Here is a 23,647-nt window from a genome sequence, read left to right on the forward strand (position 1 = left end):
TCGTAAAGGAGGGAAATTACAATGGGTATCAAAAAGTTTAAACCGACAACTAACGGTCGTCGTAACATGTCTCAGCTTGACTTTGCTGAAATTACAACTGACCAACCAGAAAAATCCTTGCTTGCTCCTCTTAGCAAAAAAGCTGGGCGTAACAACCAAGGTAAACTAACTGTTCGTCACCAAGGTGGAGGACACAAGCGTAAATATCGTATCATCGATTTCAAACGTAACAAAGACGGAATACCAGGTCGCGTTGCTACAATCGAATACGATCCGAACCGTACGGCTAACATCGCGCTAATCCACTATGCAGATGGTGAGAAGCGTTATATCTTAGCTCCAAAAGGAATTAAAGTAGGGCAAGAAATCATGTCCGGTACTGAAGCTGATATTAAAGTAGGTAACTCACTTCCATTAGCTAACATTCCTGTAGGTTCTACAATTCACAACATCGAACTTAAGCCTGGTAAAGGTGGACAATTGGCTCGTTCAGCTGGTGCTGAAGCTCAACTTCTTGGTAAAGAAGAAAAGTATGCGCTAGTTCGTCTAGGTTCTGGTGAAGTTCGTATGATCCTTCTTACTTGCCGCGCAACTATCGGTCAAGTTGGAAACTTAGAGCATGAACTTGTAAACGTTGGTAAAGCAGGTCGTTCTCGTTGGAAGGGTATCCGCCCAACAGTTCGTGGTTCTGTAATGAACCCTAACGATCACCCACACGGTGGTGGTGAAGGACGCGCTCCAATCGGACGTAAATCACCAATGTCTCCATGGGGTAAACCAACTCTTGGATATAAAACTCGTAAGAAAAATAGCCAAACTGACAAGTACATTGTACGTCGTCGCAAAAAATAATGTGATTGTACTACGGTTCAATCGAGCCGTAGCGCAAACACAAAGGGAGGTTCTCAAATGGGTCGCAGTTTGAAAAAAGGGCCTTTTGTAGATGACCACTTGATGAAAAAGGTCGAGGCACTTAATGAATCTAACGACAAGAAAGTAGTTAAAACTTGGTCTCGTCGTTCTACGATTTTCCCTGACTTCATCGGTCACACAATCGCTGTTTATGATGGTCGTAAGCACGTGCCGGTTTATTGTACAGAAGATATGGTCGGTCACAAGTTAGGTGAGTTTGCACCTACTCGTACTTACAAAGGCCATGCAGCTGATGATAAGAAAACAAGACGTTAATTGAGGGGAGGTACACAAAATGGAAGCAAAAGCAATTGCTAAACAAGTGCGTATTGCTCCTCGTAAAGCTCGCATCGTAATCGACTTGATTCGAGGCAAGCAAGTAGGTGAGGCACTTGCGATTCTACGTTTGACGCCTAAAGCAGCTTCTCCTGTAATTGAAAAGGTGCTTAAGTCTGCTATCGCAAACGCAGAACACAACTATGAAATGGAACCGAACAACTTGGTGATTAAGCAAGCGTTCGTTGATGAAGGTATTACTCTTAAGCGTTTCCGTCCTCGTGCGATGGGTCGCGCAAGCCGAATCAACAAACGTACTAGCCACATCACAATCGTTGTTTCTGAAAAGAAGGAGGGTTAAGACGTGGGTCAAAAAGTAAATCCAATAGGTCTACGTATTGGCGTCATCCGTGACTGGGATTCAAAATGGTACGCTGAAAAGGATTACGCTAATCTTTTACATGAAGACCTTAAGATCCGTTCTTATATTGAAAAGCGTTTAAAAGACGCTGCTGTATCAGGTGTTGAAATCGAACGTGCAGCTAACCGTGTGAATATCACAATCAAAACTGCTAAACCAGGAATGGTTATTGGTAAAGGTGGATCTGAAGTTGAAGCACTTCGTAAAGCCCTTAACGACATCACTGGTAAAAGAGTTCACGTAAACATCTTTGAAATCAAACAAGCTGACGTTGATGCTAAGCTAGTAGCTGAAAACATCGCTCGTCAACTTGAAAACCGTGTATCTTTCCGTCGTGCTATGAAGCAAGCGATCCAACGTGCAATGCGTATGGGTGCGAAAGGTATCAAAACACAAGTGTCAGGCCGTCTTGGCGGAGCTGATATCGCTCGTGCTGAACATTATAGTGAAGGTACAGTTCCTCTTCACACACTTCGTGCAGACATCGATTACGGTACTGCTGAAGCAGACACAACTTACGGTAAGCTTGGAGTTAAAATCTGGATTTATCGTGGTGAGGTCCTTCCAACAAGAGGAACGAAAAAAGAGGAAGGAGGCAAATAATTATGTTATTGCCAAAACGTGTTAAATATCGTCGTGAACACCGCGGTAAAATGCGTGGGAACGCAAAAGGCGGTACTGAAGTTCATTTCGGAGAATTCGGTTTGCAAGCTCTTGAAGCTAGCTGGATTACTAACCGTCAGATCGAAGCAGCTCGTATTGCGATGACTCGTTATATGAAGCGTGGCGGTAAAGTATGGATTAAAATTTTCCCGTCTAAGCCTTACACTGCAAAGCCTCTAGAAGTCCGAATGGGATCTGGTAAAGGTGCTCCTGAAGGATGGGTTGCTGTAGTTAAGCCAGGAAAAGTTATGTTTGAAATCGCAGGTGTCTCTGAAGAAGTGGCACGCGAAGCGTTGCGTCTTGCAGCACACAAACTTCCTGTAAAATGTAAGTTTGTTAAACGCGAAGAAGTGGGTGGTGACACAAATGAAGGCTAATGATATTCGTAACCTGACCACTGCAGAAGTTGAACAAAAAGCAAAAGCACTTAAAGAAGAGCTTTTTAACCTTCGTTTCCAACTAGCGACAGGTCAACTTGAAAACCCGGCCCGCATTCGTGAAGTTCGTAAAGCAATTGCCCGTGCAAAAACGGTTTTACGCGAAAGAGAGCTTGGGATTACTAACGGTTAAATCTTGAGAGGAGGTTCGCACAATGAGTGAACGTAACCAGCGCAAGGTGTACACTGGTCGTGTTGTTTCTGACAAGATGGACAAAACGATTACAGTGCTTGTTGAAACATACAAGACTCACACTTTATATAACAAACGCGTTAAATACTCTAAAAAGTTAAAAGCGCATGATGAAAACAACACTGCTAAGATTGGCGATATCGTAAAGGTTATGGAAACGCGTCCGCTTTCTAAAGACAAGCGATTCCGTCTAGTTGAAGTAGTACAAGAAGCAGTAATTATTTAATAAATTGTTCGGATTATACTCATATCCGAAAGGAGGTCCATTCGCATGATTCAACAAGAATCCCGTTTAAGAGTAGCTGATAACTCCGGTGCGAAAGAGTTACTTTGCATTAAAGTTCTTGGTGGTTCTGGTCGTAAGTACGCTAACGTTGGTGACATTATCGTTTGTTCGGTTAAGTCCGCAACACCAGGTGGCGTTGTTAAGAAAGGTGACGTTGTTAAAGCGGTAGTGGTACGTTCTAAGCGTGGTATGCGCCGTAACGACGGATCTTACATCCGCTTTGATGAGAACGCGGCTGTAATCGTTAAGGATGATAAAGGTCCTCGAGGAACTCGTATCTTCGGACCAGTAGCACGTGAACTTCGTGACAAGCAATTTATGAAAATCGTATCTCTTGCTCCAGAAGTTCTTTAATATATTTACTAGCAAGGCGTTTATTGTCTTGTAAGGAGGTGCAACATCACAATGCCATTGCATGTGAAAAAAGGCGATAAAGTACAAGTTATTTCCGGCAAGGATAAAGGTAAACAAGGTGTGATCCTTGAAGCTTATCCGAAGCTAAACAGAGTGCTTGTTGAAGGCGTGAACGTTGTTAAGAAACACGCAAAACCTTCTCAAGCTAATCCACAAGGTGGAATCCTTAGCCAAGAAGCACCAATTCATGCTTCTAACGTAATGCCTCTTGACCCTAAAACTGGTGCTCCTACTCGTGTAGGCTACAATGTAGTTGATGGGAAAAAAGTTCGTGTGGCCAAAAAATCTGGTGAAACCCTAGATAAATAAGTCTCAGAGTGAAAGGAGGACACATAATGAACCGTCTACAAGAGCGATATAAAGCAGAGATCTTACCATCTCTAATGGAAAAGTTTAATTACACATCAGTAATGCAAGCACCAAAGATCGAAAAAATCGTTATCAACATGGGTGTTGGTGAAGCAGTATCCAACTCTAAAGTGTTAGATACAGCAGTAGAGGAACTTACAGCAATCGCTGGTCAAAAGCCTGTGATCACGCGTGCTAAGAAATCTATCGCTGGATTCAAACTTCGTGAAGGTATGCCGATCGGATCAAAAGTTACACTTCGCGGAGAGCGCATGTATGACTTCCTTGATAAGTTAATCAGCGTTTCCCTTCCACGTGTACGTGACTTCCGCGGGGTTTCCAAGAAGTCTTTCGACGGCCGCGGTAACTACACGCTTGGAGTTAAAGAGCAATTGATCTTCCCAGAGATCGACTATGATAAAGTAAACAAAGTTCGCGGAATGGACATCGTTATCGTAACGACTGCGAACACTGACGAAGAAGCACGTGAGCTTCTTACACAAGTCGGAATGCCGTTCCAAAAATAACCTTTAGCCAAAGGAGGTTTACCCGTGGCAAAGAAATCCATGATTGCTAAGCAACAACGCAAGCAAAAGTTCGGAGTGCAAGAATATACGCGCTGTGAACGTTGCGGGCGTCCTCATTCAGTAATCCGCAAGTTCAAACTGTGCCGTATTTGTTTCAGAGAACTTGCTTACAAAGGTCAAATTCCTGGCGTTAAAAAAGCCAGCTGGTAATACCCTGAAAAAAGGGAAGGAGGTAACTAGTAATGGTTATGACAGATCCAATTGCAGATATGCTTACTCGTATCCGCAACGCAAACACTGTTCGTCACGATAAATTGGAGCTTCCTGCTTCTAATATGAAAAAAGAAATCGCAGAAATCCTAAAGCGTGAAGGTTTTGTTCGCGATGTGGAATATGTAGAGGATAGCAAACAAGGAATGATTCGTATCTTCCTTAAGTACGGTTCTAACAATGAGCGTGTAATCTCAGGTCTTAAGCGTATCTCTAAGCCTGGTCTACGTGTTTATGCAAAATCAACTGATCTTCCACGTGTACTTGGAGGACTTGGTATTGCGATCGTATCTACTTCTAAAGGCATTATGACTGATAAAGAAGCTCGCCAATCACAAATGGGTGGCGAAGTACTAGCGTACGTTTGGTAATAAATAGCGAATGGAGGTGTCAACATGTCTCGCGTAGGTAACAAACCCATTGAAGTTCCAGGTGGCGTTACAATCGATGTTGCAACTGACAACACGGTTTCTGTAAAAGGCCCTAAAGGTGAACTTTCTCGCAAATTCAATGCTGACATTAAGATTAATGTTCAAGATAACGAAATTACTGTGGAACGCCCGAGCGACCACAAAGAGCACCGTGCATTGCATGGTACAACTCGTAGCGTACTAAACAACATGGTTATCGGTGTAACTAACGGTTATGAAAGAGCTCTAGAAATTATCGGGGTTGGATATCGTGCTTCCAAAGCTGGTAACAAGCTTGTACTTAACGTAGGTTACTCTCATCCTGTTGAAATCGTTCCTGAGCAAGGAATCGACATCGAAGTACCTTCTAACACGAAGGTAATCGTTAAGGGTATTGACAAGCAACGTGTTGGTGAAGTTGCTGCAAACATCCGTTCAGTTCGTTCACCTGAGCCTTACAAAGGTAAAGGTATTCGTTACGAAGGTGAATTCGTTCGCCGTAAAGAAGGTAAAACTGGTAAATAAAGCCGTTAGGTAGCGGAAAGGAGTGCAAAGGATGATCACGAAAGCAGATAAGAATGTCGCTCGTAAGAAAAGACATGCTCGTGTTCGCCGCGTTGTAAGCGGAACAGCACAACGTCCTCGTTTGAACGTATTCCGTTCTACAAAGCACATCTATGCTCAATTGATCGATGATCAAGCAGGTGTAACAATTGTATCTGCATCTTCCCTTGATAAAGGTGTAAGTGTAGAAAACGGTGGAAACGTAGATGCTGCTAAAGCGATTGGTCAAGAAATCGCAAAGCGCGCAGTTGAAAAAGGAATCAAATCGGTAGTATTTGACCGAGGCGGATATTTATATCACGGACGTATTAAAGCATTAGCAGACGCAGCTCGTGAAGCTGGGTTAGAATTTTAATCGAAGGAGGGAACCTGATGCGTATCGACCCTAACAAACTTGAACTTGAAGAACGCGTCGTTACCGTTAACCGTGTAGCTAAGGTAGTAAAAGGTGGACGTCGTTTCCGCTTTGCTGCAGTAGTTGTAGTTGGTGACAAAAACGGTCACGTTGGATTCGGTACTGGTAAAGCCCAAGAGGTACCAGAAGCGATCCGTAAGGCGATTGAAGATGCTAAGAAGAACTTAGTAACTGTACCGATCGTAAAAACAACAATTCCTCACCAAGTAATTGGACGCTTTGGAGCAGGTAACGTACTTCTTAAGCCTGCATCTGAAGGTACTGGGGTAATTGCTGGTGGACCTGTACGTGCAGTATTGGAGCTTGCTGGTGTAGGTGACATCCTTTCTAAGTCACTTGGATCTAACAACCCAATCAACATGGTTCGTGCAACTATCGAAGGTTTGAAAAATTTAAAGCGTGCTGAAGACGTTGCGAAACTTCGCGGTAAATCAGTACAAGAGCTTTTAGGTTAAGGAGGGAACTTTAGATGGCTAAGAAATTAGAAATCACCCTCACTCGTAGTGTTATCGGCCGTCCTGAAAACCAACGTATCGTTGTTAAGACACTTGGTTTGCGCAAAATGCACCAGACGGTTGTACACGAAGATAACGCGGCTATCCGCGGTATGGTTAACAAGGTGTCTCACCTTTTAACAGTGAAAGAATTAGAAGCTTAATAAGATAAATAAATCATGAGGAGGTGCTCAGATGAAACTTCATGAGTTGAAGCCATCAGAAGGATCCCGTAAAGTTCGCAACCGTGTAGGTCGCGGTATCGGATCAGGCAATGGTAAAACAAGTGGTCGTGGTCATAAAGGTCAAAACTCTCGTTCAGGCGGTGGTGTTAGACCTGGATTCGAAGGTGGACAAAATCCACTAGCACGTCGTTTACCGAAACGCGGATTCACAAACCCTACTCGTAAAGAGTATGCAGTTGTAAATCTTGAGAAGCTAGTTCGTTTTGAAGAGGGCACAGTAGTTACTCCGGAACTTCTTATCGAAACAGGAGTAGTTAGCAGTCTTAAAAACGGAATTAAAGTTCTAGGAAATGGCAAGTTAGAAGCTAAGCTTACAGTTAAGGCGCACAAATTCTCTGTTTCTGCTAAAGAAGCAATTGAAGCAGCGGGCGGAACTACTGAGGTGATCTAATGTTCCAGACAATCTCCAACATTATGCGTGTGGGTGATCTGAGAAACAAGATATTGTTTACACTTGCTATGCTGGTAGTGTTCCGTCTAGGAACATTTATCCCAGTACCAGGCGTAAATCGCGATGTACTGAAATTCAGTACAGGCGACAGTGCTAACATTTTTGGTTTTTTGAATACGTTTGGCGGTGGAGCTTTACAGAACTTCTCCATTTTCGCTATGGGTATCATGCCGTATATTACAGCATCGATCATCGTGCAGCTTCTGCAGATGGACGTTGTTCCTAAATTTACGGAGTGGAGTAAGCAAGGTGAAGTTGGGCGAAAGAAATTAGCTCAATTCACTCGTTATGGAACTATTGTTCTTGGTTTTATCCAGGCAATCGGTATGTCTATCGGTTTTAACAATCTTTTCCCAGGACTTATTCAAAACCCTAGTATGTCTACGTATCTTTTTATCGCGTTAGTTTTAACTGCAGGTACTGCATTCTTAATGTGGTTAGGTGAGCAGATTACCCTTAAGGGGATTGGAAACGGAATTTCAGTTCTGATTTTTGCGGGGATTGCCGCAGCTATTCCTACAGCAGTTAACCAGCTTTTCACAACGCAATTTGAAGGTGGTAACGATCAGTTATTCATGCATATTGTAACGATTGTACTGCTTGCTCTTGCGATTGTACTCATTATTATGGGTGTTATCTTTATTCAACAAGGTGTTCGGAAAATCCCGATTCAGTATGCAAAGCGAGTCGTTGGAACAAAGCCTGTTGGCGGCCAGTCAACTCATCTTCCGATTAAAGTTAATGCAGCAGGTGTTATCCCGGTTATCTTCGCGATTTCCTTGATCATCACGCCAAGAACTGTTGCCGGCTTCTTCGGACAGAATGATGTTACGACTTGGATTATCAACACGTTTGACTACACGAAACCAGTCGGAATGATTATATATGCGCTCCTTATTATTGGATTCTCGTATTTCTATACGTTCATCCAAGTAAATCCGGAGCAAATGGCGGAAAACTTAAAGAAGCAGGGTGGATACATTCCTGGCATTCGTCCAGGAGCTAACACTCAAACTTATATAACAAGAATTCTGTATCGATTAACATTTGTTGGATCTCTATTCCTGGCTGCAATTGCAGTCCTGCCAGTTGTCTTTACAGCAATTCCAGGTTTGAACCTTCCGCCAGCCATTCAAATTGGTGGAACAAGCTTGCTGATTGTTGTAGGTGTGGCACTAGACACCATGAAGCAAATTGAGAGTCAGCTGATCAAGCGACACTACAAAGGCTTCATTAAATAAGAGCACGGGAAGATTCATCTTCCCACACGCTCTTAAAAAAAGACGATTGTGATTTATGGAGGGATTAGATGTATCTAGTCTTAATGGGATTGCCCGGAGCAGGTAAGGGTACTCAAGCAGAAAGAATTGTTGAGAAATACGGAATACCTCATATCTCTACTGGAGATATGTTCCGAGCAGCAATTAAAGAGGAGACTCCTCTTGGACTTGAGGCAAAATCGTACATGGATGCGGGTAACCTCGTTCCTGACGAAGTTACAATCGGTATCGTACGTGACCGACTTTCTAAAAAGGACTGCGAAAAAGGATTTTTACTAGATGGATTCCCTCGGACAGTTGCCCAAGCGGAAGCACTGGAAGAAATCACAACAGAGCTTGGAAGAACGATTGATTATGTGTTAAACATATCAGTAGATTCTGATCAGCTTATGCAGCGATTAACAGGTCGTCGGATTTGCCAAACATGCGGAAGCACGTATCATGTAATATTCAACCCGCCAAAGGTTGAAGGAGTATGTGATAAAGACGGCGGTACGCTTATCCAACGTCAAGATGATAATGAAGAGACCGTTCGAAACCGTTTAAATGTAAACATGAAGCAGGCTAAACCACTGCTTGATTTTTATGGTGAAAAAGGTTACCTGAAAAACATGAATGGTGATCAGGATATCGACAAAGTCTTTCAAGACATTGACCAACTTATTGGGGGATTGGCGAAATGATAATCTGCAAAACACCGCGAGAGATTGAAATCATGCGGGAGGCAGGTCGCATTGTTGCCTTAACTCATCAAGAGTTAAAAAAACACATTAAGCCTGGCATAACTACTAAGGAACTGGATAAAATTGCTGATACGTTTATCCGCAGCCAAGGTGCAATTCCTTCATTTAAAAACTATAATGGTTTTAGTGGGAGCATCTGTGCTTCTGTAAATGAAGAACTTGTGCACGGAATTCCAGGTAAACGCGTACTCAACCATGGCGACATTATCTCTATAGATATTGGGGCGAAGTACAAAGGATACCACGGTGATTCCGCTTGGACGTATGGAGTTGGCGAGATTTCAGATGAAGCTCAAAAACTTCTGGATGTAACCGAAGAGTCTTTATATAAAGGACTTGAAAAAGCAAAAGCCGGTGCCCGGTTAACTGACATTTCTCATGAGATACAAAAGTATGCTGAGGGTGAAGGGTTTTCTGTTGTTCGCGAATATGTCGGACACGGAATAGGCCAGGACTTACATGAGGACCCGCAAATTCCTCATTATGGACCGCCTGGTAAAGGGCCGGTGCTGAAAAAGGGCATGGTTCTAGCAATAGAGCCTATGATTAATGCGGGAACTCGCTATGTTCGAACATTATCCGATAACTGGACGGTTGTCACAACGGATGGCAAATGGTGTGCTCACTTTGAACACACGGTTGTCATTACGGAAGAAGGCTTTGAAATCTTAACAAAGATCTAAGTGAAGGTGATGAGATGGTAAGCGAATCTGATTCGGTACCGAACATAGGTCAACTGGTTCGGATACTAAAAGGAAGAGACGCAGATCGGTTAGGTGTGATTGTCGGTATTCTCGATGGGCGTTTCGTCCTCGTAGCAGATGGTGACAAGAGAAAGTTTGATCGAGCCAAGCGCAAGAACCTAAACCACTTAGAACTGCTGGATTTTACTTCTCCGGAAGTTGTTAAAAGCATTCTTGAAACAGGTCGTGTAACCAATGGCAAATTGCGTTATGCAGTAGCGAAGTTTTCCGACGAGAAAGTCATTGCTCTGAAGAAGGGAGATCAAGTCGATGGCTAAAGATGATGTTATTGAGGTCGAAGGTACAGTAATTGAACCTCTTCCGAACGCCATGTTTCGTGTTGAACTAGAAAACGGACACAAAGTTCTAGCGCACGTTTCTGGAAAGATTCGTATGCACTACATTCGAATTCTTCCAGGGGATAAAGTAACCGTAGAATTGTCTCCGTATGACTTATCACGTGGTCGTATAACGTATCGTTTTAAATAATCAATGTACTCCGTGACATAAGGAGGTTATAAACAATGAAGGTAAGACCATCAGTCAAGCCAATATGTGAAAAATGTAAAGTGATTCGCCGCAGAGGCACTGTAATGGTGATCTGTGAAAATCCGAAACATAAACAAAAACAAGGTTAATATACAGGAGGTGCAAAAATTATGGCACGTGTTGCAGGTGTAGATATTCCTCGTGATAAGCGAGTAGTAATCTCTTTAACATACATCTTCGGTATCGGTAAAACAAAAGCACAGCAAATTCTTGCTGGAGCTGGAGTTTCTGAAGATACACGCGTTCGTGATCTTACTGAAGATGAATTAAATAAAATCCGCGAAGTCATCGATGGACACAAAGTGGAAGGTGACCTTCGTCGTGAAGTATCACTAAACATCAAGCGTCTAATCGAGATCGGAGCATATCGTGGTGTTCGTCATCGTCGTGGATTACCAGTACGTGGTCAAAACACGAAGAACAACTCCCGTACTCGTAAAGGACCTCGTCGTACAGTAGCGAATAAGAAAAAGTAAGTAAAGGAGGTAAACTCTAAATGGCAAAAGCACGTAAGACTAATACACGTAAACGTCGTGTCAAAAAGAATGTTGAAGTCGGCGTAGCACATATCCGTTCTACATTCAACAACACGATCATTACGATCACTGACACGCACGGGAACGCAATCTCTTGGGCGACTGCTGGTCACCTAGGATTTAAAGGTTCTCGTAAGTCTACTCCGTTCGCAGCACAAATGGCAGCTGAAACAGCTGGTAAAACTGCAATGGAACATGGTATGAAAACGTTGGAAGTATCCGTTAAAGGACCTGGTGCTGGACGTGAAGCAGCAATCCGTGCCCTTCAAGCGGTAGGCTTAGAAGTAACAGCTATTCGTGACGTTACTCCTGTACCTCACAACGGTTGCCGCCCGCCAAAACGCCGTCGCGTGTAACAATATACACGGTATATATTTCTATAACTTGTCTATAATGGTTATAGTGAAAGTTTTGGTAAATGATAAGTCGGAATGCCTATGGGGAATTTCGGCTGGAAACCTCCAGCCGAGATTCGACGTTTGAAGGAGGGTTCAGTTGAATGATCGAAATCGAAAAGCCAAGAATTGAGACGGTTGAAATCAGCGACGATGCCACATACGGAAAGTTTGTTGTTGAACCACTTGAACGTGGATACGGGACTACACTAGGCAATTCCTTGCGTCGTATCTTGTTGTCCTCACTACCTGGTGCAGCAGTTACATCTATTCAGATCAATGGCGTATTGCATGAGTTCTCTACAGTTGAAGGTGTAGTTGAAGATGTTACAACCATCATCTTAAACCTAAAGAAACTTGCAATGAAGATTTACTCTGATGAAGAGAAGACACTTGAAATCGATGTACAAGGTGACGGTGTTGTAACAGCTGGCGACATTACACATGACAGCGATGTTGAAGTCCTTAACCCGGATCTTCATATCGCAACACTAGCAAAAGGAGCTCATTTCCAAATGAAGCTTCATGCAAAACGTGGTCGTGGTTATGTACAGGCAGAAGGCAATAAACGCGAAGACCTGCCGATCGGAGTAATTCCTGTTGATTCTATTTACACGCCAATTTCGCGTGTAAACTATCAAGTGGAAAACACTCGTGTAGGACAAGTAACAAACTATGATAAGCTAACGCTTGATGTATGGACAGATGGGAGCATTCGTCCAGAGGAAGCAGTTTCTCTTGGTGCGAAGATCATTAGCGAACATTTAAACATTTTTGTTGGCTTAACAGATCAAGCTCAGAACGCTGAGATTATGGTAGAAAAAGAAGAAGACCAAAAAGAAAAAGTACTTGAGATGACGATCGAAGAACTTGATCTTTCTGTTCGTTCTTATAACTGCCTAAAGCGTGCTGGCATTAATACAGTTCAAGAACTTGCGAATAAGTCTGAAGAAGACATGATGAAAGTACGCAACCTTGGAAAGAAATCTCTTGAAGAAGTTCAAGAGAAACTTGAAGAGCTAGGTCTTTCATTACGCGCTGACGATTAATTCGTAATACGCGCTTTTTCAAGACGAGAGAGAAACGCGCAGAGGAGGGAATACAAGCATGGGATACCAAAAGTTAGGTCGTGTATCTGCGGTTCGTAAAGCAATGCTTCGTGATTTAGCTACTGATTTAATCATCAACGAGCGTATTGAAACTACAGAAGCACGTGCAAAAGAAGTTCGTAAATTTGCTGAGAAAATGATTACGCTTGGTAAGCGTGGAGACCTTCATGCTCGCCGTCAAGCTGCATCGTTCCTTCGTAACGAAGTAGCAGACGCTGAGTCTGGACAAAGATCTCTACAAAAGCTTTTCAGTGATCTTGCACCTCGCTATGCAGAGCGTAACGGTGGTTACACTCGCATCGCAAAAATCGGCCCTCGCCGTGGTGATGGTGCACCAATGGTTATCATTGAATTAGTTTAATAAAACGTATGAAAGGGCGGGATCAAGTCTTCAATGACAATCTTGCCCTTTTTTATTTTATCCTGAACTTTTAAGTTGTATCAGGAATGTGTGTGGATTGGGTATTTGTATTGAAGTTGAGGGTATACGGTGTTTTATTTTTGTCGTGTTGTGTCGATTCGCCGATATATAGTTAAAACTCGCCGGATTAATGCGATAACTCGCCGGAATAACGCCGAATTTTCTAGAATTATCTCCAAGATTTCATGAATTATTGGCCCTTATACCCTGCACCGTATTCTTTTTACAATCAAATCAACACGAAGACTCACATTATCTTTAATATTTTTTGAAAAATGAGCTACGAGCAGAGAGCAGCTTAGAATGAGCAGCAGTTAAGAGGAGGATGTCACATGGAAAACATCATTACCGTTAAAGATGTGACCTTTAATTATCCGGGAGAAGAGACACCTACACTTAAAGGTGTAACGCTAGACGTGCATAAAGGGGAGTGGCTTTCGATCGTAGGCCATAACGGCTCTGGAAAGTCCACGTTGGCAAAAATGCTCAACGGACTGTTATTGCCTACTGAAGGGGCTGTATATGTCTCACAGTACACGACAGACCTTCCTGACGACATATGGGAAGTGAGAAGACTCGTAGGGATGGTCTTTCAGAATCCTGACAACCAGTTCGTGGGTACGAGCGTACAAGATGATATTGCGTTTGGGCTTGAGAACTTCGGCGTTCCGCGTGAAGAGATGGTTAAGCGTATCAATGAAAGTGTAGCAAGAGTGGGAATGGAAGCTTTCTTAAACCAGGAACCTCATCAGTTGTCCGGTGGTCAGAAGCAAAGAGTCGCGATCGCTGGGATATTGGCGCAGAAACCTTCTGTTATCGTATTGGATGAGGCGACATCGATGCTTGATCCGATCGGTAGAATTGAAGTCATCGATACCGTGCGTGAACTGAATAAAAAAGAAGGCATCACTGTCATTTCCATCACTCATGATTTAGAGGAAGCGCTAAGTGCAGACAGAGTTGTTGTCATGAAAATGGGAGAGAAGGCAGCTGAGGGGATACCTGAAGACATTTTTCAGCAGCGTGAACTGTTGAAATCGGCCGGTCTGGATTTACCGTTTTCACTAAAGTTAAGTGAGGCTCTTCGCCAAAAAGGTGTGGAGCTTGATAAAAGCTATTTAACGCAGGAAGAGCTGGTGAATGCATTATGGAAATTAGCATAAACCGTCTAGAGCATCGATATATGGAGGGAACTCCGTTCGAAAGACGTGCGTTGCACGATATTAACCTCGACATCGCGGATGGTACATTCCTTGCATTGATCGGGCATACGGGCTCCGGAAAGTCTACGCTTATCCAACATCTTAATGGACTGTTAAAGCCTTCAGCAGGCTCGATAAAGATGGGCAGTACTGAACTCAAAGCTGGCGGTAAGAAGCAAGATTTGAAATCCCTTCGAAAAAAGGCCGGAATTGTTTTTCAGTATCCTGAACATCAGCTTTTTGAGGAAACGGTAGAAAAAGATATCATGTTCGGTCCGCGTAATTTTGGTGTGTCTGAGGAAACAGCTAGACTCACAGCTGCTAAAGTAATTGAGATGGTTGGACTTCCAGAGAGCGTTCTAACGAAGTCTCCTTTTGACTTAAGCGGTGGCCAGATGCGCCGTGTGGCGATTGCGGGTGTCCTTGCCATGAATCCTGAGGTGCTGATCTTGGACGAGCCTACGGCAGGACTTGATCCAGCTGGGCGTGTTGAGATCATGGAGCTGTTCTATTCCCTGCATGAGCGAAACAACCTCACAACGATACTTGTTACTCACAGTATGGAGGATGCGTCGAGATACGCAGATGAGATTGCTGTGATGCATAAAGGTGAACTGTACCTGCATGGTAAACCGACTGATATCTTTAGTGAGCGAGAAGCACTCCAGAAAGCGGGATTAGATGTGCCAGAGACCGTTCAATTTTTACAAAAGTGGAACGAGAAGTCTGGACTTCATCTTGCTTTAACGAAGTTTACAGTAGAAGAGCTGGCTGAACAAGTTAGTCAGAGTCTGAAGAAGAGGGGGAACTAATATGCTGCAGAATGTCATTATCGGGCAGTATTATCCAGCTTCCTCTCCACTTCATCAAATGGATTCACGTTCGAAGCTCATTGCTGCCTTCTTTTATTTGTTTATTGTTTTTCTTGCAAACAACTGGGTGACTTATGGTGTACTGATCGCTTTTACGATAGTAACCATCAGTTTGTCAAAAGTTCCTTTCCGTTTTTTATATAAAGGATTAAAGCCGATTCTGTTACTCGTCGTGTTTACGATGCTTTTGCATATCTTCTTAACAAAAGAAGGCGACCTGCTTTATAAAGCAGGCTTTCTTGAAATATATGAAGGCGGAGTGATTCAAGGGATATTCATCGCACTAAGGCTTCTGCTGCTTGTTATGATGACGTCACTTTTGACTTTAACAACAACACCGATCGATATTACAGACGGGTTGGAGCACTTATTAGGTCCATTAAAAAAGTGGAAACTCCCTGTTCATGAATTCGCGTTAATGATGTCGATCTCACTCAGATTTATTCCAACACTTTTACAAGAGACGGAAAAGATCATGAAAGCACAGATGGCACGTGGCGCTGATTTCACGAGCGGACCGATCAAAGAACGAGCAAAGGCTTTTGTACCGCTATTGGTTCCGTTATTCGTTTCATCGTTTAAGAGGGCTGAAGAACTCGCTCTTGCGATGGAAGCGAGAGGATACCGCGGTGGTGAAGGCAGAACTCGTCTTCGTGCGCTAGAGTGGCATCAGCGTGATACGTTTGCACTGCTTTTATTAGCCTTGCTGACTCTTTCGCTATTTTTATTACGCAATTAAAGGAGATTGAACATGGCTCGTATGAAAGTAACCGTAGCTTATGACGGTACTGAGTTTGCCGGATACCAAATACAGCCTAGCGGCAGAACGGTTCAAGGAACGATACAGGCCGTCCTGCAAAAGATGCACAAAGGGGAACCTGTAGCCATCTATGCCTCAGGACGCACGGATGCAGGTGTTCATGCGATCGGTCAAGTGTTTCATTTTGATACTCCTATGGAGATTCCTTCTGAAGCTTGGGGAAAGGCATTGAATGCGATGCTTCCTAATGATATTCTAATAAAAGACATTGAGATGGTCAGCGATTCGTTTCATTCTCGATTTACTGCAACAGCTAAAGAGTATCACTATAAAATTTTAAGAAGTAAGCTGCCAGATGTGTTCCAAAGAAATCATATGTTTCATTTTCCCTATTCATTAAACGTAGAGGAGATGAAGCATGCTGCGTCGTTATTTTTAGGTACACATGACTTTACCTCTTTTTCATCAGCAAAGTCCGAAGTGGAAGATAAGATTCGTACGATCTTTGCATTTGATGTTGTAGAAGAGGGGAACGTCTTAACGCTAAAGGTAAGAGGCAGTGGATTTTTATATAACATGGTTCGTATTCTTGTTGGTACACTTTTAGAAGTTGGACAAGGGAAGCTCAAACCTGAAGAGGTCTCTGTGATTATAAAAGGTAAGGACCGTGCGCTCGCTGGAAAAACAGCTCCGGCAAACGGGCTCTATCTCTTTCATGTAGATTATGCAGATAAAACGGAATAATATTTAGGATACGCTTGACATCGTTGTTTATATATTATAAGATATTATTTGGTATTTCTACAGATATCGTCCACATGCCCCGTGTAGATATCTCGGGAAATGTTCACATGAATATAATGAAATTTGATTGAAGATACAGGAGGGAAAACACATGCGTACGACTTTCATGGCGAAAGCTTCTGAAGTAGAACGTAAATGGTTTGTGATCGACGCTGAAGGCAAAACACTTGGACGTCTATCCAGTGAAGTTGCATCTATCCTTCGCGGTAAGCATAAGCCTATTTATACACCACACGTTGACACTGGTGATCACGTAATCATCATCAACGCTGAGAAGATTGAATTAACAGGTAAGAAATTAACAGACAAAATTTACTACCGCCACACTGGTCACCCAGGTGGACTGCGTACGAGAACTGCATTAGAAATGCGTACAACTCGTCCAGTTCAAATGCTTGAGCTAGCAATCAAAGGTATGCTTCCAAAGAACAGCCTTGGTCGCCAAATGTTCAAAAAGCTTCACGTTTACGCTGGAGCTGAGCACAACAACCAAGCACAAAAACCTGAAAACTACGAGTTACGCGGATAAAAAGGAGGGTATTTACGTGGCACAAGTACAATATTATGGCACTGGACGTCGTAAGCACTCCGTAGCGCGTGTACGATTAGTTCCTGGTGAAGGCCGTATCGTAATCAACGGACGTGACATTGACGAATTTTTCGGATTAGAAACTTTAAAGCTTATCGTTAAGCAACCACTTAACACAACTGAAACAACTGACAAGTATGACGTATTAGTTACTGTTCATGGCGGTGGATACACTGGACAAGCAGGAGCTATCCGTCACGGTATCTCTCGTGCGCTTCTAGAAGCAGATCCTGAGTACCGCGGTTCTCTTAAAGCAGCTGGATTCCTTACTCGTGACGCTCGTATGAAAGAGCGTAAGAAGTACGGACTTAAAGGCGCTCGTCGTGCACCTCAGTTCTCAAAACGTTAATTTCTATTTTCGTTTATCAAAACCCTGTTCTCTTTTTTAGAGAGCGGGGTTTTTTTGTTTGTGATTCGTGTCTGTTTAGGGAAATTAAGTCTAAATTCAAAGTAATTAAGTCTAAATTTAAAGTAATTAAGTTTAAATCAGAAAAATTCAGTCTAACGGCTGATCCTATTTTGCTCTGCATATATACTCGCCGCATGCAGTAAAGAGTTATTCCCATCTTTTATGTAGTGTCGTGAATCCATCTCTGGAGAAAATATAGATATGGAAAAACACAACATGATGAAAGGGGAGGTAACAATGGCAATCGTATTAAACAATTTTAAAGAAAAGCAGCGTTTCAAAAAAGAAACGTTCGAGCGGAAAGTACTTCGAGACTTATCCCTTGCTACCATAAAAAAAGAATTTCAGCGTTTGTTTCAACCATTTTTTCAATACTCGCTTCTTTATCAAAATGACATTGAAGATGCATGCATCGACTTGGCAATCGATTCTTATCTTTTAGGAGCAGGCTATAGCCGGTTTGCGTATCACGGGGAAACGTTAGAAAAGATTAAAGAACGGGCATATGCTAAACAAAAAGCAATCGCAGACGGTCTTTTTGAATATTGGCAGTTCTGGTGCTGGGGAACAGAGATGATGATGGAATCCCTACATCTATGCTGTGAGGCATTCGTTCATATTTGGTGGATGGAAGGCTATAAAAACGGTGAAAAACGCTACCGCATGAAGCTGCAATAATCAGTTATAAATTTCTTCTTGTCCCATATACATAATATTATATGGCTTGTATAGGGGGACAAAACATGAAGAAGTGGGTGAAGGGAGCCGCGTTTGCACTTGGATGCGCAGTCCTTATCTTTATTTTCACCTATCATTTTTTAGATGATGATTCGTGGCGCTCTTGGAACATGCCGCTCTCTGGAAAAATTATCGTAATTGACCCAGGTCATGGCGGTGCTGACGGTGGTGCGGTTGGTGATGGAGAAGTTCTTGAAAAAGAGATCGCGTTAAACATTTCGGTATTGCTTCGAGATTATCTACAAGAAGCGGGAGCACTCGTCATCATGACACGAGAGACGGACACAGATCTCGCAAAAGAGGGAACAAAAAAATTACGTCATCGCAAATATGAAGATTTAAAAGAACGAAAACGAATTATTAACGAAAATCATGCGGACTTATTTATTTCGATTCATCTTAATTCTTTGCCCTCATCCCGGTGGAGAGGTGCTCAAGTCTTTTATCATCCCGGAAAAGAAGACGGCGAAGCGGTATCTAAATTCATTCAAGACGAAATCAAACGCAACCTAAACAATACGAACCGATTCGCAAAATCCATAGAAGGTTTATATTTGTTGAGAACGGCAGAAGTACCAGGAGCTTTAGTCGAAGTTGGTTTCTTGTCCAATCCATCAGAACGCGAGCTTTTGAAAACTGAATCATACCAAAAAAGTATAGCGGCATCGATCTATCAGGGGATGCTGCGCTTTTATACAAATGAAACCCCACCAGCATCTCCTCTTGATTAGAGGGGGTGTTTTTTATTGCGACTCGTTAATGAGGCTGACCTCGTTTCAGGTGCTCGCTTTCTGGGCGGGAAACTTTGAGTGGACAGTAAAAATACCGAAGTGGACAGTAAAAGTGTAAAAGTGTAAAAGTGGACAGTAATTTTACGAAAGTAGACAGTAAAATTCAAAAAGTGGACAGTATTTTCATAAAAGTCGACAGTAAGTGCTCGTACCTATCATAGGAAGCCTCCTCGCTTGAACAAAATTTACACATCTAAAAAACCGCTTACATGATTGTCAGTGGGGGTTGTGATATACTGAAAAGGAATTTTACAGGTAAAGGATGTGTCTATGTGCTTACAGAAGAAAAAGTCATCGAGCTGTTAGGGCCTATTCAAGACCCTTATTTACATAAAAGCATGGTCGACTCTGGAAGTATCCGTGAGTTGAAGATTAAAGAAGGATATGTGGGGCTGAAGATTGGCTTAGCACATACAGGAACACCAGAACAAATGCAGCTGCAGCAGCAGATCGTTCAAGTGCTGAAAAATGCAGGAGTGGAATCTGTCGGACTTCGTTTTGAAAAAAGAGACGACATTACGGCTGTGGACCCGAGTGAAGCGGGAGCGCAGAGTGCGCCAACGACTCTTCTTTCCGAAAACAGCAAGACACAATTTATCGCGATCGCTAGTGGTAAAGGCGGCGTTGGGAAATCAACGGTATCTGTGAACTTAGCTGTTGCTCTTGCAAGACTTGGAAAAAAAGTCGGATTGATCGATGCTGACATCTATGGATTTAGCGTTCCAGATATGATGGGAATTACAGAGCGTCCAAAAGTAAAAGGCGATAGAATCTTTCCGGTTGAACGTTTTGAAGTAAAAGTAATCTCCATGGCATTTTTCGTTGAAGATAACGCACCTGTTATCTGGCGCGGACCGATGCTCGGGAAGATGCTCATGAATTTCTTCAGCGAAGTAGAATGGGGAGATCTAGACTATGTTCTTCTAGACTTACCGCCTGGTACAGGTGACGTTGCACTTGATGTTCACAAAATGCTTCCGAAGTGTAAAGAAGTAATCGTAACAACACCTCATGCTACAGCAGCTTTCGTAGCAGCACGTGCAGGAACGATGGCGATTAAGACGAACCATGAAGTTCTTGGAATCGTTGAGAATATGTCATACTTCCAAAGCGGATCTACAGGTGAGAAGGAATATGTATTCGGTAAAGACGGCGGAAAACGTTTAGCAGAAGAGTTAAATGTACCGTTGCTTGGCCAAATTCCGCTTGGTCAGCCTGAGATAAAAGAAGATGATTTTGCGCCGAGTGTGTATGGACAAACACATCCAATCGGTGAACATTATATTCAGATGGCGAAGAAAATTATTGATAAAACAAGTTAAAGAAAAAAAGCCTTCCGAATGTCGGAAGGCTTTTATTGTGGGCTCGTTGATTCTTGTTGTTGTTCACCGCCGGATGAAGCTTCTTTTCCTTTTTTAGAGATGGACTGATCGATTTCTTCATGAGCGACTTTTTTTAACATTTCTTGGATCTGGGCTTGTACGATTGGACTCTCAAACGTCTCAAGCATTACTTTTTTCATTTCTTTTCTAACAGGCTGTGTATCAACAAGAGATAATAATTTTTCAGCCATTTGTGGATTCTGCATGATTTTCATCACTTCTGCTTGATATTGTGGGTCTTTTATAAGATCCTTCATCAACTTCTCGTGTTCTTTTCGCATACTTTTTGCAAAAGCTACTGAAAACTTCGGGTCTTTAAAAAGGGTCTGCCAAAACTTCTGTCCTTTTTCAGAAAGAAGCTGCTTTTCAATCGTCTGTTTGATGACTTCTTGATCAATGAGTATATCTTGCTGAATTTCCTTATCTGATAACACTTCTTTGATAGCTTTTTTTCCTTCATCTGTCTTTAATAGATCGACAAGCATCTTTTTTGTTGCTTCATAATCGACCTGAGAACTGCCTTGGGCTTCTTGAGCACAGCCCGAAAGAGCAGCGAGAGAGATACAAAAGAGGAAAATGTATAATTTTTTCAATGTAATTCCTCCTCCTTTCAAGTTGAGCTCCATACTTATAGGATTGATTTTTAGCACGTATTTATACTGGTTATTTAAAGGAAAACTGGCAATTTAAAAAAGACATTGGTACAATCGTTACGGAGCATGTTAGAGGGGGAAAACAGGCGTGAAAATTAGAAGTTGGATCTTTTTATTCTTTACCACATTGTTAATTGGGATTGTTAGTGCAATCACAGTTGGTCTTATATTAAAGTTTCCTGAAGACAGCAGCGCTTTAGAAGTTCTTCTATATATTTTTGGATTGATCGGTTTCGGCGCGTTGTTCAGTGTTTTTAGTCAGATGGGCTTTTTTGCTTATTTAACTGTTCATCGCTTTGGACTGGGTATCTTTAAAAGCCATCGTCTTTGGAATGGTGTACAACTTGTATTGATTGCAGTCGTTCTATTCGATCTGTTCTATTTACGATATACATCCTTTCACAACGAAGGCGACAGCCTAGTTAATTACATTCTTATTCCGCTTGCGATTTTAGCTTACGGATTGATCATTGCCTATGTAAAAGTAAAGCAAACAACGAGTGTAGCATTCATACCAACGCTTTTCTTCATAACAGTCGTTACTATTTTAGAATGGGTGCCGGTGCTGAAAGAAAACAATACTCTTTCGCTTTGGATGGGCTTTGTTCCAATCATGCTTTGTAATACGTATCAAATTTTAATGCTGCATCGACTGCTGCAGTCCGATCAAACTAAATCATCTAAACAAACAAAGCCCACTGCCTTATAAGGCAGGGGCTTTTTATTAATTAGTTAACCTCTTTGCTATTGGCCTCTGTATTCGCGATCATTTCACTTACACTTACAAATTTAAATCCATCGTCACGCAGTTTATCGATTATTGTAGGAAGTGCTTTGTGCGTTTGTTTAACGGAATCAGATGCATGAAGCAAGATAATGTCTCCAGCTTTCGTCTCATCTGTAGCCGTTGTCACAATACGATCAACTCCAGGATTTTTCCAATCTTTCGTGTCGATGCTCCAATGAACTACCGTATGGTTAAGATCTTCAGAGATGTTCAAGACACGCTCATCAAAGTTTCCGTTCGGCGGGCGAATAAGAGAAGTCATTTTTCCAGATACCTTTTTAATCTTTTCCTGAGCTAAAAGGATATCCCTTTTGATCTGTTTGTCTTCCCAATCGGTATAACTTTTGTATTGATAACCAAGACTGGCCACTTCATGACCATCTTTTACGATCCGTTCAACGATTTCAGGATGACGCTCAGCCCAAGCGGCTGATATGAAAAAAGTGCAATTTTTTACGCCTTTGTCCTTTAAGACGTCCAAGATCGGCGTAACTCGCTTATCGCCCCAACTGATATCAAATGTAAGAGATACTTTATTCCCTTGGTCTTCTCCCTTATAAATCGCTCGGGGTCCATCTTTAGATGAAAACACAGATAGTTGCTGCTGTCCTACAAAAGCAAGTGAAGCAGCAAAGAATGCTGCAAATACAACAACCATGTATTGTTTCACTTTCTTGCCGTTAATAACAAAGAAAAATTTCATAAAACCATCTACCCCCTGTCCATCTTCCTTACAAAATATCTATGATGAAAGGGACAAGATATACCGAAAATTTAGATAATCACATAAAATAATAACTCCTACTATTCATGGCCATAATGGTAAAATAAAAAAACTTAGCGGGGTGTCGTCCATTGTCTTTGGTAGGTATGTTATTGAATCACCAAGAACTTCATGAATTTGAGTATGTGTTAAAAAAGGAGATGGAGGAACTTAGGTTTGATCTTGAAGACCATAAGATCGATGTTATAGTCAAATCCGTTTTAGAAGAGAGGTATCAGATCATTTATCGGTTATTCTGTAGGTTCGCTAAGCCGTCTGATTGCAGAAGATATTTAAGGAAAAAACAAAGAAATTAACTTTTTTCTAAAAAACTATTGACCATATTATCGAGAAGATGGTATATTACTTCTTGTCGCTTTTACAGCGGCTGAAACAAACGAAATAAACAAATTAAGAATTACTAAAAAAAGCTGTTGACATCAACTAGCCAACGGTGGTATCTTATAAAAGTCGCCAAAACGAGCGACACACGAAACACACAGTTCTTTGAAAACTGAACAAAAGAAATAGGTAAGGAATTAAGAATTAATTCCGTCAGTTTTAAATCGAGCAAGACAAACACTTTTATGGAGAGTTTGATCCTGGCTCAGGATGAACGCTGGCGGCGTGCCTAATACATGCAAGTCGAGCGAATGATGAGGAGCTTGCTCCTCTGATTTAGCGGCGGACGGGTGAGTAACACGTGGGTAATCTGCCTGTAAGACGGGGATAACTCCGGGAAACCGGGGCTAATACCGGATAATAAGAGAAGAAGCATTTCTTCTTTTTGAAAGT

At 42.2% G+C, this 23,647-nt stretch carries 40 protein-coding genes and 1 rRNA gene; 39 read left to right on the forward strand and 2 right to left on the reverse strand.

Annotation, left to right across the window (positions count from 1 at the left end; genetic code table 11):
• The first annotated feature begins 21 nt into the window (after positions 1 to 21).
• The 36 genes from rplB to ACOZ9X_RS20460 all read left to right on the forward strand — a co-directional run bounded on the left by rplB (position 22) and on the right by ACOZ9X_RS20460 (position 20,589).
• Positions 22 to 852, forward strand: a complete 831-nt coding sequence (gene rplB, locus ACOZ9X_RS20285; RefSeq protein ID WP_066390675.1) for a 50S ribosomal protein L2 — start codon at positions 22 to 24, stop codon at positions 850 to 852.
• Between the two features lie 57 nt (positions 853 to 909).
• Complete coding sequence (gene rpsS, locus ACOZ9X_RS20290; protein WP_066237951.1) at positions 910 to 1,188, forward strand: 30S ribosomal protein S19; 279 nt, start codon at positions 910 to 912, stop codon at positions 1,186 to 1,188.
• Positions 1,189 to 1,207: 19 nt separating this feature from the next.
• Positions 1,208 to 1,549, forward strand: a complete 342-nt coding sequence (gene rplV / locus ACOZ9X_RS20295) for a 50S ribosomal protein L22 (protein ID WP_066237948.1) — start codon at positions 1,208 to 1,210, stop codon at positions 1,547 to 1,549.
• A gap of 3 nt (positions 1,550 to 1,552) precedes the next feature.
• On the forward strand, positions 1,553 to 2,212 hold the full coding sequence (gene rpsC / locus ACOZ9X_RS20300) for a 30S ribosomal protein S3 (RefSeq protein ID WP_066237945.1): 660 nt from the start codon (positions 1,553 to 1,555) through the stop codon (positions 2,210 to 2,212).
• A gap of 2 nt (positions 2,213 to 2,214) precedes the next feature.
• Positions 2,215 to 2,649, forward strand: coding sequence for a 50S ribosomal protein L16 (gene rplP, locus ACOZ9X_RS20305; RefSeq protein ID WP_066237943.1), 435 nt, complete (start codon positions 2,215 to 2,217; stop codon positions 2,647 to 2,649).
• On the forward strand, positions 2,639 to 2,842 hold the full coding sequence (gene rpmC / locus ACOZ9X_RS20310) for a 50S ribosomal protein L29 (protein WP_066237940.1): 204 nt from the start codon (positions 2,639 to 2,641) through the stop codon (positions 2,840 to 2,842). The genes rplP and rpmC overlap by 11 nt, the downstream gene beginning before the upstream one ends.
• A gap of 22 nt (positions 2,843 to 2,864) precedes the next feature.
• Complete coding sequence (gene rpsQ / locus ACOZ9X_RS20315) at positions 2,865 to 3,128, forward strand: 30S ribosomal protein S17 (protein WP_066390676.1); 264 nt, start codon at positions 2,865 to 2,867, stop codon at positions 3,126 to 3,128.
• A gap of 45 nt (positions 3,129 to 3,173) precedes the next feature.
• Positions 3,174 to 3,542, forward strand: a complete 369-nt coding sequence (gene rplN / locus ACOZ9X_RS20320) for a 50S ribosomal protein L14 (RefSeq protein ID WP_066237936.1) — start codon at positions 3,174 to 3,176, stop codon at positions 3,540 to 3,542.
• Between the two features lie 57 nt (positions 3,543 to 3,599).
• Entirely contained in the window at positions 3,600 to 3,911 is a 312-nt protein-coding gene (gene rplX / locus ACOZ9X_RS20325) for a 50S ribosomal protein L24 (protein WP_066294477.1), read from the forward strand.
• Between the two features lie 26 nt (positions 3,912 to 3,937).
• Positions 3,938 to 4,477: a 50S ribosomal protein L5 gene (gene rplE / locus ACOZ9X_RS20330; RefSeq protein ID WP_066390678.1), complete on the forward strand. Its 540-nt coding sequence runs from the start codon at positions 3,938 to 3,940 to the stop codon at positions 4,475 to 4,477.
• A gap of 24 nt (positions 4,478 to 4,501) precedes the next feature.
• Positions 4,502 to 4,687 (forward strand): 30S ribosomal protein S14, encoded by a 186-nt coding sequence (rpsN, locus tag ACOZ9X_RS20335; protein ID WP_066390681.1) that lies wholly within the window; start codon positions 4,502 to 4,504, stop codon positions 4,685 to 4,687.
• A 32-nt stretch (positions 4,688 to 4,719) separates the two neighbouring features.
• Positions 4,720 to 5,118 (forward strand): 30S ribosomal protein S8, encoded by a 399-nt coding sequence (gene rpsH, locus ACOZ9X_RS20340; protein WP_066390683.1) that lies wholly within the window; start codon positions 4,720 to 4,722, stop codon positions 5,116 to 5,118.
• Between the two features lie 24 nt (positions 5,119 to 5,142).
• The gene (gene rplF / locus ACOZ9X_RS20345) at positions 5,143 to 5,682 is read left to right on the forward strand and encodes a 50S ribosomal protein L6 (protein ID WP_066390685.1); all 540 of its coding nucleotides are present in this window, start codon (positions 5,143 to 5,145) and stop codon (positions 5,680 to 5,682) included.
• A 31-nt stretch (positions 5,683 to 5,713) separates the two neighbouring features.
• Positions 5,714 to 6,076, forward strand: coding sequence for a 50S ribosomal protein L18 (gene rplR / locus ACOZ9X_RS20350; protein ID WP_066237916.1), 363 nt, complete (start codon positions 5,714 to 5,716; stop codon positions 6,074 to 6,076).
• 14 nt (positions 6,077 to 6,090) lie between these two features.
• On the forward strand, positions 6,091 to 6,591 hold the full coding sequence (gene rpsE, locus ACOZ9X_RS20355; protein ID WP_066237913.1) for a 30S ribosomal protein S5: 501 nt from the start codon (positions 6,091 to 6,093) through the stop codon (positions 6,589 to 6,591).
• A gap of 14 nt (positions 6,592 to 6,605) precedes the next feature.
• A complete protein-coding gene (rpmD, locus tag ACOZ9X_RS20360; RefSeq protein WP_066237910.1) occupies positions 6,606 to 6,794 on the forward strand; it encodes a 50S ribosomal protein L30 in 189 nt (62 codons plus the stop codon).
• A 31-nt stretch (positions 6,795 to 6,825) separates the two neighbouring features.
• Positions 6,826 to 7,266, forward strand: coding sequence for a 50S ribosomal protein L15 (gene rplO / locus ACOZ9X_RS20365; protein ID WP_066390689.1), 441 nt, complete (start codon positions 6,826 to 6,828; stop codon positions 7,264 to 7,266).
• Positions 7,266 to 8,567 carry a preprotein translocase subunit SecY gene (secY, locus tag ACOZ9X_RS20370; RefSeq protein WP_066390690.1) on the forward strand — a complete coding sequence of 434 codons (1,302 nt, stop codon included), beginning with the start codon at positions 7,266 to 7,268 and terminating at the stop codon, positions 8,565 to 8,567. The genes rplO and secY overlap by 1 nt, the downstream gene beginning before the upstream one ends.
• 68 nt (positions 8,568 to 8,635) lie before the next feature.
• Complete coding sequence (locus ACOZ9X_RS20375) at positions 8,636 to 9,289, forward strand: adenylate kinase (protein ID WP_066390692.1); 654 nt, start codon at positions 8,636 to 8,638, stop codon at positions 9,287 to 9,289.
• Positions 9,286 to 10,032 carry a type I methionyl aminopeptidase gene (map, locus tag ACOZ9X_RS20380; protein WP_197134178.1) on the forward strand — a complete coding sequence of 249 codons (747 nt, stop codon included), beginning with the start codon at positions 9,286 to 9,288 and terminating at the stop codon, positions 10,030 to 10,032. Before ACOZ9X_RS20375 ends, map begins: the two co-directional genes overlap by 4 nt.
• A gap of 14 nt (positions 10,033 to 10,046) precedes the next feature.
• A complete protein-coding gene (locus ACOZ9X_RS20385; protein WP_066390694.1) occupies positions 10,047 to 10,370 on the forward strand; it encodes a KOW domain-containing RNA-binding protein in 324 nt (107 codons plus the stop codon).
• Positions 10,363 to 10,581: a translation initiation factor IF-1 gene (gene infA / locus ACOZ9X_RS20390; RefSeq protein WP_066237890.1), complete on the forward strand. Its 219-nt coding sequence runs from the start codon at positions 10,363 to 10,365 to the stop codon at positions 10,579 to 10,581. The genes ACOZ9X_RS20385 and infA overlap by 8 nt, the downstream gene beginning before the upstream one ends.
• 35 nt (positions 10,582 to 10,616) lie before the next feature.
• Positions 10,617 to 10,730, forward strand: a complete 114-nt coding sequence (gene rpmJ, locus ACOZ9X_RS20395) for a 50S ribosomal protein L36 (protein WP_007203526.1) — start codon at positions 10,617 to 10,619, stop codon at positions 10,728 to 10,730.
• A 21-nt stretch (positions 10,731 to 10,751) separates the two neighbouring features.
• Positions 10,752 to 11,117, forward strand: a complete 366-nt coding sequence (gene rpsM, locus ACOZ9X_RS20400) for a 30S ribosomal protein S13 (protein WP_066390695.1) — start codon at positions 10,752 to 10,754, stop codon at positions 11,115 to 11,117.
• Positions 11,118 to 11,137: 20 nt separating this feature from the next.
• The gene (rpsK, locus tag ACOZ9X_RS20405) at positions 11,138 to 11,533 is read left to right on the forward strand and encodes a 30S ribosomal protein S11 (RefSeq protein ID WP_066237883.1); all 396 of its coding nucleotides are present in this window, start codon (positions 11,138 to 11,140) and stop codon (positions 11,531 to 11,533) included.
• A gap of 143 nt (positions 11,534 to 11,676) precedes the next feature.
• Positions 11,677 to 12,621, forward strand: coding sequence for a DNA-directed RNA polymerase subunit alpha (locus ACOZ9X_RS20410; RefSeq protein ID WP_066390697.1), 945 nt, complete (start codon positions 11,677 to 11,679; stop codon positions 12,619 to 12,621).
• A 58-nt stretch (positions 12,622 to 12,679) separates the two neighbouring features.
• Positions 12,680 to 13,042, forward strand: coding sequence for a 50S ribosomal protein L17 (gene rplQ / locus ACOZ9X_RS20415; RefSeq protein WP_066237878.1), 363 nt, complete (start codon positions 12,680 to 12,682; stop codon positions 13,040 to 13,042).
• A gap of 392 nt (positions 13,043 to 13,434) precedes the next feature.
• Entirely contained in the window at positions 13,435 to 14,265 is an 831-nt protein-coding gene (locus ACOZ9X_RS20420; RefSeq protein ID WP_423419731.1) for an energy-coupling factor ABC transporter ATP-binding protein, read from the forward strand.
• On the forward strand, positions 14,250 to 15,116 hold the full coding sequence (locus ACOZ9X_RS20425; RefSeq protein WP_423419732.1) for an energy-coupling factor ABC transporter ATP-binding protein: 867 nt from the start codon (positions 14,250 to 14,252) through the stop codon (positions 15,114 to 15,116). Before ACOZ9X_RS20420 ends, ACOZ9X_RS20425 begins: the two co-directional genes overlap by 16 nt.
• Before the next feature lies 1 nt (position 15,117).
• The gene (locus ACOZ9X_RS20430) at positions 15,118 to 15,915 is read left to right on the forward strand and encodes an energy-coupling factor transporter transmembrane component T family protein (protein ID WP_423419733.1); all 798 of its coding nucleotides are present in this window, start codon (positions 15,118 to 15,120) and stop codon (positions 15,913 to 15,915) included.
• A gap of 12 nt (positions 15,916 to 15,927) precedes the next feature.
• On the forward strand, positions 15,928 to 16,680 hold the full coding sequence (gene truA, locus ACOZ9X_RS20435) for a tRNA pseudouridine(38-40) synthase TruA (protein ID WP_423419734.1): 753 nt from the start codon (positions 15,928 to 15,930) through the stop codon (positions 16,678 to 16,680).
• A gap of 151 nt (positions 16,681 to 16,831) precedes the next feature.
• Positions 16,832 to 17,269: a 50S ribosomal protein L13 gene (gene rplM / locus ACOZ9X_RS20440; RefSeq protein WP_066237860.1), complete on the forward strand. Its 438-nt coding sequence runs from the start codon at positions 16,832 to 16,834 to the stop codon at positions 17,267 to 17,269.
• A gap of 16 nt (positions 17,270 to 17,285) precedes the next feature.
• The gene (rpsI, locus tag ACOZ9X_RS20445) at positions 17,286 to 17,678 is read left to right on the forward strand and encodes a 30S ribosomal protein S9 (RefSeq protein WP_066237857.1); all 393 of its coding nucleotides are present in this window, start codon (positions 17,286 to 17,288) and stop codon (positions 17,676 to 17,678) included.
• Between the two features lie 297 nt (positions 17,679 to 17,975).
• Positions 17,976 to 18,416 (forward strand): DUF2521 family protein, encoded by a 441-nt coding sequence (locus tag ACOZ9X_RS20450; protein ID WP_416730186.1) that lies wholly within the window; start codon positions 17,976 to 17,978, stop codon positions 18,414 to 18,416.
• Between the two features lie 65 nt (positions 18,417 to 18,481).
• Positions 18,482 to 19,207, forward strand: coding sequence for an N-acetylmuramoyl-L-alanine amidase CwlD (cwlD, locus tag ACOZ9X_RS20455; RefSeq protein WP_423419735.1), 726 nt, complete (start codon positions 18,482 to 18,484; stop codon positions 19,205 to 19,207).
• 332 nt (positions 19,208 to 19,539) lie between these two features.
• On the forward strand, positions 19,540 to 20,589 hold the full coding sequence (locus tag ACOZ9X_RS20460; RefSeq protein WP_423419736.1) for a P-loop NTPase: 1,050 nt from the start codon (positions 19,540 to 19,542) through the stop codon (positions 20,587 to 20,589).
• 32 nt (positions 20,590 to 20,621) lie between these two features.
• Here the strand turns inward: ACOZ9X_RS20460 and gerD are convergent, their stop codons facing one another.
• Complete coding sequence (gene gerD, locus ACOZ9X_RS20465) at positions 20,622 to 21,242, reverse strand: spore germination lipoprotein GerD (protein WP_423419737.1); 621 nt, start codon at positions 21,240 to 21,242, stop codon at positions 20,622 to 20,624.
• A gap of 148 nt (positions 21,243 to 21,390) precedes the next feature.
• Here gerD and ACOZ9X_RS20470 point away from each other — a divergent pair, with 148 nt between their 5' ends.
• Positions 21,391 to 22,011, forward strand: a complete 621-nt coding sequence (locus tag ACOZ9X_RS20470) for a KinB-signaling pathway activation protein (protein WP_423419738.1) — start codon at positions 21,391 to 21,393, stop codon at positions 22,009 to 22,011.
• A 19-nt stretch (positions 22,012 to 22,030) separates the two neighbouring features.
• On the opposite strand, the gene pdaB is transcribed toward ACOZ9X_RS20470, so the two are convergent.
• On the reverse strand, positions 22,031 to 22,792 hold the full coding sequence (gene pdaB, locus ACOZ9X_RS20475; protein WP_066390712.1) for a polysaccharide deacetylase family sporulation protein PdaB: 762 nt from the start codon (positions 22,790 to 22,792) through the stop codon (positions 22,031 to 22,033).
• 152 nt (positions 22,793 to 22,944) lie between these two features.
• Here pdaB and ACOZ9X_RS20480 point away from each other — a divergent pair, with 152 nt between their 5' ends.
• Together ACOZ9X_RS20480 and ACOZ9X_RS20485 are read left to right on the forward strand one after the other, a co-directional pair.
• A complete protein-coding gene (locus ACOZ9X_RS20480; protein WP_423419739.1) occupies positions 22,945 to 23,169 on the forward strand; it encodes a hypothetical protein in 225 nt (74 codons plus the stop codon).
• 267 nt (positions 23,170 to 23,436) lie between these two features.
• Positions 23,437 to 23,647 (forward strand): 16S ribosomal RNA (locus tag ACOZ9X_RS20485); the annotation flags it as partial.

Origin of the sequence: Fictibacillus nanhaiensis (genome assembly GCF_049537595.1) — a bacterium.
GTDB classification, from domain to species: Bacteria; Bacillota; Bacilli; order Bacillales; family Fictibacillaceae; genus Fictibacillus; species Fictibacillus nanhaiensis_F.